The organism is Micromonospora profundi, from assembly GCF_011927785.1.
Classification (GTDB): domain Bacteria; phylum Actinomycetota; class Actinomycetes; order Mycobacteriales; family Micromonosporaceae; genus Micromonospora; species Micromonospora profundi.
In genome coordinates this window covers 6,356,325-6,368,910 of sequence record NZ_JAATJK010000001.1, presented here as the reverse complement: position 1 = coordinate 6,368,910, position 12,586 = coordinate 6,356,325, and the positions used below count along the sequence as shown (strand labels likewise).

Genomic DNA, 12,586 nt, shown 5'->3' with positions numbered 1-12,586 from the left:
CCGGCCCCCTCGGCCGGCCCATCCCCCGCGCCGAACCCGCACAGCCGGCTCACCAACGTGGCGCCGATCCGTCACGGTCCGGGTCGCCGCCCAACGCGGCGATGCCCAACCAGTCGGCGCAGACGTCCGACGTGGCCGGGTGCAGCGAGCCGCAGCGGGCGTCCCGGTAGAGCCGCTCCAACGGATGGCCGCGCCGTGTCGCCGAGGTGCCTGCCGCCTCCAGCATCGACGCGGCCACCTCGGCAGCCGTGGTGCCCGCCAGCAGCTTCGCCCGCCACACCCAGCGGTTGGTCTCCGCGTCGCCCGGCGCGTCGTCCACCCGGCGGGCCGCCTCGGCCACCACCAACTCGGCCGCCGCCGTCGCCGCGTCCGCCCGGCCCAGCCGCGCGCGTACCGCCGGCAGGCCGGCCAGGTTGCGGGCGTTGAGGTGCTCGGCAGCCGCGTCGATCGCCGCGCGGGCCACCCCCACGTAGACGGCGGCGTAGCTGGCCACCAGCCAGTGCGGCATCAACTGGGCGACCACCAGGGCCAACCCCTCCACCCCGCCCAGCAACCGGTCGGCCGGCACCGCGACGTCCAGGTGCAGGTCGTGCGAGGAGGTGGCGCGCATGCCGAGCGCGTCCCAGGTCGGCTCGACGGTCAGACCATCGCCGGCCGGCACCAGGAACTGCGAGACCACCGACTGGGCGGCAGAGCTGCGCGCGGCCACCAGATAGCCGTCGGCGTGCCCGGCGCCGGAGCAGAAGGTCTTGCTGCCCTTGAGGTGCCAACCGTCGTCGGTCGCCTCGTAGACGGTGCTCAGCTGGGACAGCCGGGCCCCAGCGCCACGCTCGCTCATCGCCACCGCGTACCAGGAGCCCTGCGCCGCGGCCTCGAGGAGCCGGTCCCGGGCGGCCAACGCCTCGTCGGGCACACCGAGCGCCTCGGCCAACTCCTCCGTCACCGCTCCAAGCGCGCCGGTCACCGAGGCGTGCATGTTGAACACCAGGGCGGTCGCGCCGTTGCCCCGGGCAAGCTCCGTGGCCACTGCCGCGTACTCGGCGAAGGTGGCACCCATGCCACCGAGCGCGGGCGGCACCATCAAGCCGAACAGGCCGGCCTCCCGCAGGTCACGGAAGTCCTCGACCGGAAAGGAGCCGTCCCGGTCGTGCTCCGCCGCCCGCGCGGCGAACCGCGGCGCCAACCGGCGGGCCGCCTCAAGCGCGTGCACCGTCATATCGCCCCCTCCTGGCGTCCATTACCCCCGCCACGACCTGACTATCCGTTACGGACACCCCAGCCCTGGTACAACACGGCCGTCGACCGGATCGGCACGATGCGCGGGGCACGGCCGCCAGGCGCCACACCTCCCGTTCGGGTAGCCCGGACGCGGCGCCACAACCAGGCGACCAGGCCCCCGACCTGCGGCCGGACGCCCTGCACGCGCAACTGAACGCCGTACCGGGCGCACTCGGCGACCAGCTCGCGAGCGTCCACGAACAACCGTGGATCGTGGATGCCGCGCGGAACGGTCGGCAGCCGCTCGCCGATCCGTACCGCGACCAGCCGGGCCAGCGCCGTGTCGTTGAGGGTGTCCAGCACCAGCAGGCCACCCGGCCGCAACAGCCGACATGCCTCGGCCACAACCTGTCGCCAGGCCGGCACATGCTCCAGCAGCTCACCCGCCGAGACCACGTCGGCACAGCCGTCGGGGAGCGGCACCGCAGTGGCGTCGCCCTGCACCACCCGTACGCCGTGCTCGGCGGCCTGCACCAGCGCCGAGCGGGTCAGGTCGACACCGATGTGCCGGTAGCCCTTGCCGGCCAGGTGCGGGGCGAGCAGGCCGGCGCCGCAGCCCAGGTCGACGAGGACCGCGTCCGGACGGTCCGCCGGTGGCACCAGCGCCGCGCGAGCCTCGGCCAACCAGTGCAGCATCGCGAACGCGCCATCCGGCCGCCACCACTCGTCGACCAGGTCGTCGTACTGGCGCGGATCGTTGGGCGGCAGCACCCGGGAGCCGGTGGACGCCGCGGCCGCAGCCACGTCTCGCATGGGACCGAGCGTGGCACGACTGCTCGGTAACGACCAGACTTCCCTTATGTCGTCGAGGGTGTTAGGGCTGGTCAGAGCGAGCCATCCGGAGCCGGCCGCCGCGGTGACCACGGTGGCCGGTCTGCTCGCCTGGGGAGTTGGTCACCGGCCGGCCGGAATCGTCTCGGTGGTGCTCGCCGTACTCGCCAGCCAGCTCGCCGTCGGCTGGACCAACGACGCGCTGGACGCCGAGCGGGACGCCACTGTGGGACGTACCGACAAGCCTGTCGCCGCCGGCGCGGTCGGCCGGCGCGCCACGGCCTGGGCTGCGGCGGTGGCCGCGGTGGCCTGCCCGCTGCTGGCGCTGACCACGAACCCCACGGCGGCGTTCTGGCTCACTGTCGCGCTGGTCTCCGCGCTGCTCTACGACTGGCCGCTGAAGGCCACCGCCTTCTCCGTGGTGCCCTACGCCGTCTCCTTCGGCGCGCTGCCGGCCTTCGTGGTGCTGGGGCTGCCCGGCCAGCCCACCCCGCCGGCCTGGCTGCTGGTGGCGGCTGCGTGCCTGGGGGCCGGCGCGCACTTCGCCAACGTGCTGCCCGACCTGGCCGACGACGCCCGGACCGGGGTACGCGGCCTGCCGCACCGGCTCGGCGCGGCAGGCAGCCGGGCAGCAGCGGCGGGCCTCCTCCTCGCCGCGACCGCGGCGCTGGTGCTGGGGCCACCCGGGCCGCCGTCGCTGGTCGGCCTGGCGGCGATCGCCACGGCCGCCGTGGTGCCACCCCTGAGCTGGTACGCCGGGCGCTCGGCGGCCCGCGCCGGCAGGCGGCCGGTGTCCGCGTTCCGAGCGGTGATGCTCGTGGCCCTCATCGACGTGGTTCTCCTGGTGGCGAGCGGCCGGGTGGTGTGAGGGGCACCCCGGAAGGTGGCATTGCCGGGTCCGTGTGCGGGCCTCGATCAGCTCCAACTACCCTGGAGCGCGGTCTGCGCGGGTATGGCCACCGTGCCCGGCGTGCGGCCGGGTGGGATCGCAACGAGGAGGACCGACGTGACGCGCTCGATCAGGGGATCCCGGCGGGCGGCCCTGTTGCTGTCCGGTATTGCGGCTGCCAGCCTGCTGGTGTCCGGATGCGGCACCGGTCAGATCGCCGAGACGGCCGAGAAGGAACCGTCGGTCCAGGGCGTCAGCCTCACGACCGCCAACGGCGCGTACGCGGTTCGTGGCCTGCTTGTCGACTACCCGGGCACCGAGGGCTACCAGGCCGGCCAGGACGCCCTGCTCAACGCCGTGATCTACAACGACTCGAAGAGCACCGTGACGGTCACGATCACCACCGAGAGCGCACGCGAGGTGGTGATCTCGAGCGGCTCGGCGAGCGCCACGCCGTCGGCCGAGGCTTCGGCCTCCGCCAGCCCGTCGGCAACCGAATCCAGCACTGCCAGCCCGTCGGCCACCCCCTCCGCCACCGGGTCGGCCTCGGCCGCCCCGTCCACCCCTTCCGCCCCGGAGTCGGCGCGGGCGTCCGGTTCCGCCAGCCCCGCCGCGCCCGGTCAGCCGGCGCGGATCGAGCTGGCACCGCAGAGCTACCTCCAGCTCAACTCCGAGGCGACCAGCCAGCTCCGGCTGGTCGGCCTGAAGGAGGCGCTGCGCAGCGGGCAGAACGTCTTCGTGACGTTCGACTTCGGCAACGGCAACACGGTGACCGGCCCCGCCCCGATCGCTGTGCCGTTCACCGCCCCGCCGGTTCCCTCGCCGATCATCGAGCGCGAGGGTGGTTACGAAGAGGGCGGCACCTCCCACGAGTGACCCGGCTTGACATCGACGAACACCCCGGCGTGGGAACCACCACGCCGGGGTGTTTTCGTCGCACCGGGCGGCTAGCGTCCTGATGTGACCACCTCCCGATCGACCCCACCGCGCGGCGGCACGGCAGGTGCCGCCCGCGGTCGGTCCGCCGCCCGCGAGCCGCGCCCGGCGTACGAGTGCGACGCCTGCGGGCACCAGCCCCCCAAGTGGGTGGGACGCTGCCCGGAATGCGGCGAGTGGGGCTCGGTGGTCGAGTCCACGGTGACCGGCCCGACCGTCTCCGGCCGGGTGGTCAGCTCCCGGCTACCGGCCGAGCCGGCCCGGCCGATCGCGACAATCAGCGCCGCCCCTGCCCGCGCCCGGCCCACCGGCGTGAGCGAGCTCGACAGGGTGCTCGGCGGCGGCCTGGTCCCCGGCGCGGTGGTGCTGCTCGCCGGGGAGCCCGGCGTGGGCAAGTCGACCCTCCTGCTCGATGTGGCGCAGCAGTGGGCGGTCGGCTCCGGCAGCCCCTCGCTCGTGGTCAGCGGCGAGGAGTCGGTCAGTCAGGTGCGGCTGCGCGCCGAGCGGATGGGCACCCTGCACGACCAGCTCTACCTGGCGGCTGAGAGTGACCTGGCCTCGGTGCTCGGGCACCTCGACGCGGTCAAACCGGGCCTGCTGGTGCTCGACTCGGTGCAGACCATCTCCACCACCGGCACCGAGGGCGTGCCCGGTGGGGTGACGCAGGTCCGCGCTGTCACCGCCGCGCTGGTCTCGGTCGCCAAGGAGCGGGGCATCGCCACGGTGCTGGTCGGCCACGTCACCAAGGACGGCCAGGTCGCCGGGCCGCGGGTGCTGGAGCACCTTGTCGACGTGGTGCTGCACTTCGAGGGCGACAAGCACTCCTCGCTGCGGCTGGTGCGCGGCGTCAAGAACCGATTCGGTGCTGCCGACGAGGTCGGCTGCTTCGAGATGCACGAGGGCGGCATCAGCAGCCTTGCCGACCCTTCCGGCCTGTTCCTGACCCGCTACTCGGAGCCCGTCCCCGGCACCTGCGTCACAGTGGCCATGGAAGGGCGGCGGGCGCTTGTCACCGAGGTGCAGGCACTGATCGGCGCGACGGTGGCCGGCTCGCCCCGTCGTACGGTCTCCGGCCTCGACTCGGCCCGCCTGGCCATGGTGCTAGCGGTGCTGCAACGGCGCACCGAGCGGTTGACGCTGCACGACAGGGAGGTCTTCGCGGCCACCGTCGGCGGCATCCGGGTGGTGGAGCCGGCGGCCGACCTGGCCATCGCGTTGGCTGTGGCGTCCGGTGGGCTCAACCTGGCCATCGCGCCGCACCTCGTGGCGATCGGCGAGGTGGGCCTGACCGGCGAGGTGCGCCGGGTGGGGGCGGTGCCGCGCCGGCTGGCCGAGGCGGCGCGGCTCGGGTTCAAGGTCGCCCTGGTGCCGCCAGGTTGCGGCCCGGCCAGCACCGGCGCCGGGCCCGAGCAGATGCGCGTGACCGAGGTCACTGACGTGCGCTCGGCGCTGCACCACGCGGCCCGCGCGTCCGCCGAGTGACAGACCGTGTCGGCGCGGACGGCTATATCGGACAGGGACGGTGCAAGCGGAAATGCGTGGAAGGGGCAGCATCGTGACACATCACAGTAACCACGACAGCACCCACCGCACGGCAGTCCGTAGACTGTGCCCGTGCCGATCGACCGCGATACCACCAAGCCTGCCGGGCCACCGCCCCAGGCCCGCACCGGCGCCATGGGCTCACCAGCCCGCCCGATCAGCGTGAGCGTGTCCGCCGCTGCCGGGGGCGCCGGGGATCCGCTGCGCGCCAACCTCGCTCTGATGGCACCCGGCACCGCGCTGCGGGACGGGCTGGAGCGCATCCTGCGCGGGCGTACGGGCGCGCTCATCGTGCTCGGTTACGACAAGGTCGTCGAGGGTCTCTGCACCGGCGGCTTCCCGCTTGACGTGGAGTTCTCCGCGACCCGGGTCCGCGAGCTGTGCAAGATGGACGGTGCCGTGGTGCTCTCCAGCGACGGCACACGCATCGTCCGGGCGGCCGTGCACCTGATGCCCGACCCGTCCATCCCCACCGAGGAGTCGGGCACCCGGCACCGCACCGCGGAGCGGGTCGCGCGGCAGACCGGCTACCCGGTCATCTCGGTAAGCCAGTCGATGCGGATCATCAGCCTCTACGTCAACGGTCAGCGGCACGTGCTCGACGACTCGGCGGCGATCCTGTCCCGGGCCAACCAGGCGCTTGCCACCCTGGAGCGCTACAAGCTTCGGCTGGACGAGGTCTCCGGCACCCTGTCCGCGCTCGAAATCGAGGACCTGGTCACCGTGCGGGACGCGGTGGCTGTGGTGCAGCGACTGGAGATGGTTCGCCGGATCGCCGACGAGATCGCCGGCTACGTGGTCGAGCTGGGCACCGACGGCCGCCTGCTCGCACTCCAGCTCGACGAGCTGATGGCAGGCGTGGACGCCGACCGGACGCTCGTCATCAGGGACTACCTGCCCGTCGGCCGCAAGTCCCGCACGCTGGACGAGGCGCTTGTCGAGTTGGATCTGCTCGGCGCCACCGAGCTTATCGATCTGGTGTCGGTCGCCAAGGCGATCGGCTATCCGGCCGCCTCGGACGCGCTGGACGCCGCCGTCAGCCCGCGTGGCTTCCGGTTGCTGGCCAAGGTGCCCCGCCTGCCGGTGGCCGTGGTCGACCGCCTGGTGCTGCACTTCGGCAGCCTCCAGCGGCTGCTGGGTGCCACCGTGGAGGACCTGCAGGCCGTCGAAGGCGTGGGCGACGCCCGCGCCCGGGGCGTCCGCGAAGGCCTGTCCCGGCTCGCCGAGGCGTCCATCCTGGAGCGGTACGTCTGATCCGGCTCAGCCGGTGATGGTGAGCTTCACAGGTGCGCTGAGCTTGGTGCCGACCCTGGCGAACACCTGGTACGTCCCGACCGGCGGGAATGGCCCGGCGGCCAGCCCGCTGCCGTCGCACCTGGTGGTGTCCCGCCCGTTCCAACCCACCTGGTAGGAACGCTCGAACCCGGGCGTGAAGGACTGCACGTCCGACCCCTGCGCCTTGCCGCAGGTGTCCGACGACCACACCTTCTCGGCACCGGACTTGATGAAGATCTCCTGAAGGTCGGCACCGACGTTGCGGCTGCACGTCCGGTCCGACGTGTTCTTGATCTTCAGCTGGAGATCGACGACCGTTCCGCGCTGCACCGAGGTCGACCGCACCACCGAGCTCACGCTAATCTCCGCGTCCGTGCAGGTGCCGTCGTCCGACGACCCGCCCGAGTTCGGTGGCGGGTTGTTGCTGGTGATCTCGGGGGTCGGCTGCGTGGCCTCCGGAGCGGCCGACCCGGACGCCGGCGGCACCCCCGTCTGCGGGGTCAGCACCGGACCGGCCGGCCCTGGACTCTCGGCCGACGGGCTCGCTGTCGACGTCGGGGTCGCCCCCGCCTCCGGTTGTCGACCGCCGGAGCGACCCGAGCCGGTGCAGGAATAGAGCAGGACAATCAGGAAGAGAAGCCCCGCTCCGAGTACGACGGCGCGACGCCGCCAGTACACGGCGGGTGGCAGGGGGCCGACCGTCAGACGCATGATGCCCCCCACCGTAGCCGCGCCGCGCCCACCAGCCCGACGCGACGCGCCGGAACGTCATCCCGACGACCCACGGACACTCCACTAGGGACGGACACCCCGGTCTCCGACGTCCCGCTCAGAGGTAGACCTTTCGCTGGTAGACGGCATGCGCACCAGCCACCCGGTCCAGGAAGAGCAGACCCGCGCAGTGGTCGATCTCGTGCTGCAACGCCCGCGCCTCGAAACCGTCCGTCACCAACCGCACCGCCGCGCCGCTGCCCGGCAGCTCACCCTCCACGACCAGTCGACTGGCCCGCTTCACGTCCCCGGTCAGGTCGGGCACCGACATGCACCCCTCCCGGCCCGCCTTCCACCGGGTCGCCTCGACGACCCGGGCGTTGCAGAGCACGAACGTGCCGTGCACGGTGACCGCCTTCGGATGCCCCGTCACATCGACGGCGAACACCCGGGCACCCACACCCACCTGCGGCGCCGCCAGGCCCACACAGCCCGGCGAGACCCGCATCGTGGCGACCAGGTCGGCGGCCAACCGGACGGTCTCCTCGGCCGTCGGATCGACTTCACCCCCGGCCTGGCTCAACACCGGGTGCGGCGCGGACACCACGGCCCGCACCTCACCCGGCACCGCCAACGACTCCGGTGTCCAACCACCAAGGCCGGCGTACGCCTCGTCGACGTCCGGGCCGGTGACCGGCCCCTGCTCGCCGCTCACAACAGGTCCGGGTCCGCCGGCCGGAGCGTGACCTCCACGCCCAACTCGACGGCCGTCCGTTGCAGCCGCTCGACAAGCGTGTCGGCGACACCAGCCGGCAGCTCGACCTCAGCCAGCACCACGTAGAGCGAACCCGCCAACCGGGTGCTCAGATCCGTGACGTTGCCACCGGCGTCCACAAGCACCCGGGTCATGGCCGCGACGATGCCCATCCGGTCCGACCCGTGCACCGCCATCACGTGCGGCTCCCCCACCGGTGCGACCTCGGCGTCGGGCGTGACAGCGCGTACGGTCGCCAGCAGCTGGCCCTCGGCGGTCAGCGCCACCAACGCCGCCTCGACCTCGGCGGCGGCCGGCCCGGTGCAGATGAGGGTCATCGCGAAATGCCCCCGAAGCCGGGTCATCGTGCTGTCGGTGAGGTTCGCGCCCAGACGGGCCAGGACCTCGGCGACGTCGGCCACGATGCCAGGCCGGTCCCGGCCGATGACGGTGATCGCGAGCTCGTTCATCCGCGCATTCTGCCCGATCCGCCCGCCGCCTCGACGACACCCCGCCCAAGCCGCCCATCCAGCGGGAATACATCGCGTGACATCATCGACGGCGCCATGACTCAACCCGATTTCGCCGCTCTGGTCAGCCGATGGTTCCAGCAGCACGCCCGTGACCTGCCGTGGCGCCACGCCGACGTCACCCCGTGGGCCATCCTCGTCAGCGAGGTGATGCTCCAGCAGACCCCGGTGGTCCGTGTCGTGCCGGCCTGGCACGCCTGGCTGGCCCGCTGGCCGGAGCCCGCCGCGCTCGCTGCGGACACACCGGCCGAGGCCATCCGGATGTGGGGACGCCTCGGCTACCCCCGTCGGGCCGTACGGCTGCGGGAATGCGCGGTCGCGATCGTGGAGCGGCACGGCGGCCAGGTGCCGGACCGACTGGACCAACTGCTGGCGCTGCCCGGCGTGGGCACGTACACGGCGCGGGCCGTCGCCGCCTTCGCGTACGGCCAACGGCATCCGGTTGTCGACACCAACGTACGGCGGGTGGTCTGCCGGGCCGTTGCCGGCGAACCGGACGCCGGACCGGTCACCCGCCCGGCCGACCTGGTCGCCACCGAGGAGCTGCTGCCAGCGGAGCCTGCCGCGGCGGCCCTCGCCAGCGCCGCGTTCATGGAGCTGGGCGCGGTGATCTGCACCGCCCGGTCGCCGCGCTGCCCGGCCTGCCCTGTCGAGTCGATCTGCGCGTGGCGTGCCTCCGGGCAGGAGCAACCGGCCGGGCCAACCCGCCGCCCCCAGCGGTACGCGGGCACCGACAGGCAGGTACGCGGACTGCTGCTCGGGGTGCTCCGGGAGGCCACCGGGCCGGTACCGCACCAGCGCCTGGACCAGGTCTGGACCGACGACGTGCAGCGCGCCCGCGCCCTGGCCGGACTCGTGCAGGACGGACTTGTCGAACCGGTCGACGCGGACTCCTTCCGCCTCGTCGGCGACGGCCCACCCCTCCCGACCACCCCGATCGTCACCTGACCACCTCGCGCGCTCCTGACCCTGCACCTCGTACCTCTGACCGCCCCGCGCTGCCCCGCGCCTCGCGCCCCGCGCCGAAGTTCGTGCTCGATCCTGGGTGTGGTGGCCTCGATCTGCCCGGATACCACTAGATCCAGGATGTTGCGCGATCTTGAGGACGCGACAGCCGGGCAGAGGCGCGGGCGGCAGACCGGTGGTGGCGCCGGGTTTGCGAGGTGTGGCTCGTGGGGGTACGGAAAAGGCGGGGCCCCGGTGGCTTTCGCCACCGGGGCCCCGCCCCTTGCTGCTGGTTCTACTACTCGTCCGCGCCTGCGGCGGCGGTGCCACCGAGGTCGGCCGGCACGGCGTCCGGAACCTCGACCGGCTTCTCCGCGCCCCGGAAGACGAGCTTGGACTTGTCGATGTCGTTCGGGTCGCCTTCGCAGTCGACCACCACGATCTGACCGGGGGTCAGCTCGTTGAACAGGATGCGCTCGGAGAGGTTGTCCTCGATGTCGCGCTGGATCGTGCGACGAAGCGGACGGGCACCGAGCACCGGGTCGAAGCCCTTCGCGGCCAGGTACTTCTTGGCGTTGTCGGTCAGCTCCAGACCCATGTCCTTGTTGTGCAGCTGGTTCTCGATCCGCCGGATCATGATGTCCACGATCGAGAGGATCTCGGTCTGACGCAGCTGGTGGAAGACGATGGTGTCGTCGATCCGGTTGAGGAACTCAGGCCGGAAGTGCTGCTTGAGCTCGTCGTTGACCTTCTGCTTCATCCGGTCGTAGGTCGACTCGGAGTCCTCCGACTGCTGGAAGCCCAGCGACACGGCCTTCGCCACGTCACGGGTGCCCAGGTTGGTGGTCAGGATGATGACCGTGTTCTTGAAGTCCACGATCCGACCCTGACCGTCGGTGAGCCGACCGTCTTCCAGGATCTGCAGGAGCGTGTTGAACACGTCCGGGTGGGCCTTCTCGATCTCGTCGAACAGGACCACCGAGAACGGCCGACGCCGCACCTTCTCGGTCAGCTGCCCGCCCTCGTCGTAGCCGACGTAGCCGGGAGGGGCACCCACCAGCCGAGAGACCGTGTACCGGTCGTGGAACTCGGACATGTCCAGCTGGATGAGGGCGTCCTCGCTGCCGAAGAGGAACTCGGCCAGCGCCTTGGACAGCTCGGTCTTACCGACACCGGACGGGCCGGCGAAGATGAACGAGCCCGACGGGCGCTTCGGGTCCTTCAGGCCGGCCCGGGTACGCCGGATCGCCTTCGAGACGGCCTTGACCGCGTCCTCCTGGCCGATGACGCGCTTGTGCAGCTCGTCCTCCATGCGCAGCAGGCGCGAGGTCTCCTCCTCGGTCAGCTTGTAGACCGGGATGCCGGTCCAGTTGCCGAGCACCTCGGCGATCTGCTCGTCGTCAACCTCGCTGACGACGTCCAGGTCACCGGCCTTCCACTCCTTCTCCCGCTGCGCCTTCTGACCGAGGAGCTGCTTCTCCTTGTCACGCAGCTGGGCGGCGCGCTCGAAGTCCTGCGCGTCGATCGCGGACTCCTTGTCGCGACGCACCTGGGCGATGCGCTCGTCGAAGTCACGCAGGTCTGGCGGCGCGGTCATCCGACGGATCCGCATCCGGGCGCCGGCCTCGTCGATCAGGTCGATCGCCTTGTCCGGAAGGAAGCGGTCGGAGATGTACCTATCGGCCAGGGTGGCGGCGGCCACGAGGGCGGCGTCGGTGATGCTGACGCGGTGGTGCGCCTCGTAGCGGTCGCGCAGGCCCTTGAGGATCTCGATGGTGTGCGCCAGCGACGGCTCACCCACCTGGATCGGCTGGAAACGACGCTCAAGCGCGGCGTCCTTCTCCAGGTGCTTGCGGTATTCGTCAAGCGTCGTGGCGCCGATGGTCTGCAGCTCACCACGGGCCAGCATCGGCTTGAGGATGCTCGCCGCGTCGATCGCGCCCTCGGCGGCACCCGCACCCACCAGGGTGTGGATCTCGTCGATGAACAGGATGATGTCGCCGCGCGTGCGGATCTCCTTGAGCACCTTCTTGAGGCGCTCCTCGAAGTCACCGCGGTAGCGGGAACCGGCGACCAGCGCACCGAGGTCGAGCGTGTAGAGCTGCTTGTCCTTCAGAGTCTCGGGCACCTCGCCCTTGATGATCTTCTGAGACAGGCCCTCCACCACGGCGGTCTTGCCGACGCCGGGCTCACCGATCAGGACCGGGTTGTTCTTGGTGCGGCGGGACAGCACCTGCATGACCCGCTCGATTTCCTTCTCGCGCCCGATAACCGGGTCGAGCTTGCCCTCCCGGGCGGCCTGGGTCAGGTTACGGCCGAACTGGTCCAGCACCAGGCTGGTCGACGGCGCGGCCTCACCCGGCGCGGCGCCAGCGGCAGCCGGCTCCTTGCCCTGGTAGCCCGACAGCAGCTGGATCACCTGCTGGCGGACCCGGTTGAGGTCGGCGCCGAGCTTCACCAGCACCTGGGCGGCGACGCCCTCGCCCTCACGGATCAGCCCGAGCAGGATGTGCTCAGTGCCGATGTAGTTGTGCCCCAGCTGAAGCGCCTCGCGCAGCGACAGCTCCAGCACCTTCTTGGCCCGCGGCGTGAACGGGATGTGCCCGCTCGGCGCCTGCTGACCCTGGCCGATGATCTCCTCGACCTGCTGACGGACGCCCTCCAGGGAGATGCCGAGGCTCTCCAGGGCCTTGGCTGCCACGCCTTCACCTTCGTGGATCAGGCCCAGCAGGATGTGTTCCGTACCGATGTAGTTGTGGTTGAGCATCCGGGCCTCTTCTTGGGCCAGGACGACAACCCGTCGCGCTCGGTCGGTGAACCGCTCGAACATGCCCTCGTGCTCCTCACGTGCCGTGCGCCTTGATGGTCAAGATCTTGGCGGGGCCGGTGCGCGAACGTCCAGGACGGGCGTCCGTGCCTCCTTACTCTATCGTCGCTGACCGACTCAGCTGAGGT

Annotated in this window: 11 protein-coding genes; 5 read left to right on the top strand and 6 right to left on the bottom strand. The window is 71.7% G+C overall.

Annotated features, from left to right (window positions below; translation table 11 throughout):
* Positions 1-49: 49 nt before the first annotated feature.
* Together F4558_RS28490 and F4558_RS28485 are read right to left on the bottom strand one after the other, a co-directional pair.
* The gene (locus F4558_RS28490; RefSeq protein WP_167946752.1) at positions 50-1,216 is read right to left on the bottom strand and encodes an acyl-CoA dehydrogenase family protein; all 1,167 of its coding nucleotides are present in this window, start codon (positions 1,214-1,216) and stop codon (positions 50-52) included.
* Between the two features lie 41 nt (positions 1,217-1,257).
* Positions 1,258-2,031 (bottom strand): class I SAM-dependent methyltransferase, encoded by a 774-nt coding sequence (locus F4558_RS28485; protein WP_167946750.1) that lies wholly within the window; start codon positions 2,029-2,031, stop codon positions 1,258-1,260.
* A 46-nt stretch (positions 2,032-2,077) separates the two neighbouring features.
* On the opposite strand from F4558_RS28485, the gene F4558_RS28480 reads away from it, so the two are divergent.
* The 4 genes from F4558_RS28480 to disA all read left to right on the top strand — a co-directional run bounded on the left by F4558_RS28480 (position 2,078) and on the right by disA (position 6,670).
* On the top strand, positions 2,078-2,917 hold the full coding sequence (locus F4558_RS28480) for a UbiA family prenyltransferase (protein WP_157552412.1): 840 nt from the start codon (positions 2,078-2,080) through the stop codon (positions 2,915-2,917).
* Positions 2,918-3,055: 138 nt separating this feature from the next.
* Complete coding sequence (locus tag F4558_RS28475; protein WP_053654725.1) at positions 3,056-3,814, top strand: hypothetical protein; 759 nt, start codon at positions 3,056-3,058, stop codon at positions 3,812-3,814.
* Between the two features lie 84 nt (positions 3,815-3,898).
* Positions 3,899-5,356, top strand: a complete 1,458-nt coding sequence (gene radA, locus F4558_RS28470; protein WP_167946748.1) for a DNA repair protein RadA — start codon at positions 3,899-3,901, stop codon at positions 5,354-5,356.
* 132 nt (positions 5,357-5,488) lie between these two features.
* The gene (disA, locus tag F4558_RS28465) at positions 5,489-6,670 is read left to right on the top strand and encodes a DNA integrity scanning diadenylate cyclase DisA (protein WP_053655052.1); all 1,182 of its coding nucleotides are present in this window, start codon (positions 5,489-5,491) and stop codon (positions 6,668-6,670) included.
* A 6-nt stretch (positions 6,671-6,676) separates the two neighbouring features.
* Here disA and F4558_RS28460 read toward each other — a convergent pair whose 3' ends face one another.
* The 3 genes from F4558_RS28460 to F4558_RS28450 form a co-directional block, all read right to left on the bottom strand.
* A complete protein-coding gene (locus F4558_RS28460; protein WP_053655054.1) occupies positions 6,677-7,402 on the bottom strand; it encodes a hypothetical protein in 726 nt (241 codons plus the stop codon).
* A gap of 118 nt (positions 7,403-7,520) precedes the next feature.
* Positions 7,521-8,117: a peptide deformylase gene (locus F4558_RS28455; RefSeq protein ID WP_053654730.1), complete on the bottom strand. Its 597-nt coding sequence runs from the start codon at positions 8,115-8,117 to the stop codon at positions 7,521-7,523.
* On the bottom strand, positions 8,114-8,626 hold the full coding sequence (locus F4558_RS28450) for a glycine cleavage system transcriptional repressor (protein ID WP_167946746.1): 513 nt from the start codon (positions 8,624-8,626) through the stop codon (positions 8,114-8,116). The genes F4558_RS28455 and F4558_RS28450 overlap by 4 nt, the downstream gene beginning before the upstream one ends.
* A gap of 96 nt (positions 8,627-8,722) precedes the next feature.
* Between F4558_RS28450 and F4558_RS28445 the strand changes: the two genes are divergently transcribed.
* Positions 8,723-9,634: an iron-sulfur binding domain-containing protein gene (locus F4558_RS28445; RefSeq protein ID WP_053654733.1), complete on the top strand. Its 912-nt coding sequence runs from the start codon at positions 8,723-8,725 to the stop codon at positions 9,632-9,634.
* A 295-nt stretch (positions 9,635-9,929) separates the two neighbouring features.
* Here F4558_RS28445 and F4558_RS28440 read toward each other — a convergent pair whose 3' ends face one another.
* Positions 9,930-12,461: an ATP-dependent Clp protease ATP-binding subunit gene (locus F4558_RS28440; RefSeq protein WP_053654735.1), complete on the bottom strand. Its 2,532-nt coding sequence runs from the start codon at positions 12,459-12,461 to the stop codon at positions 9,930-9,932.
* Positions 12,462-12,586 lie beyond the last annotated feature (125 nt).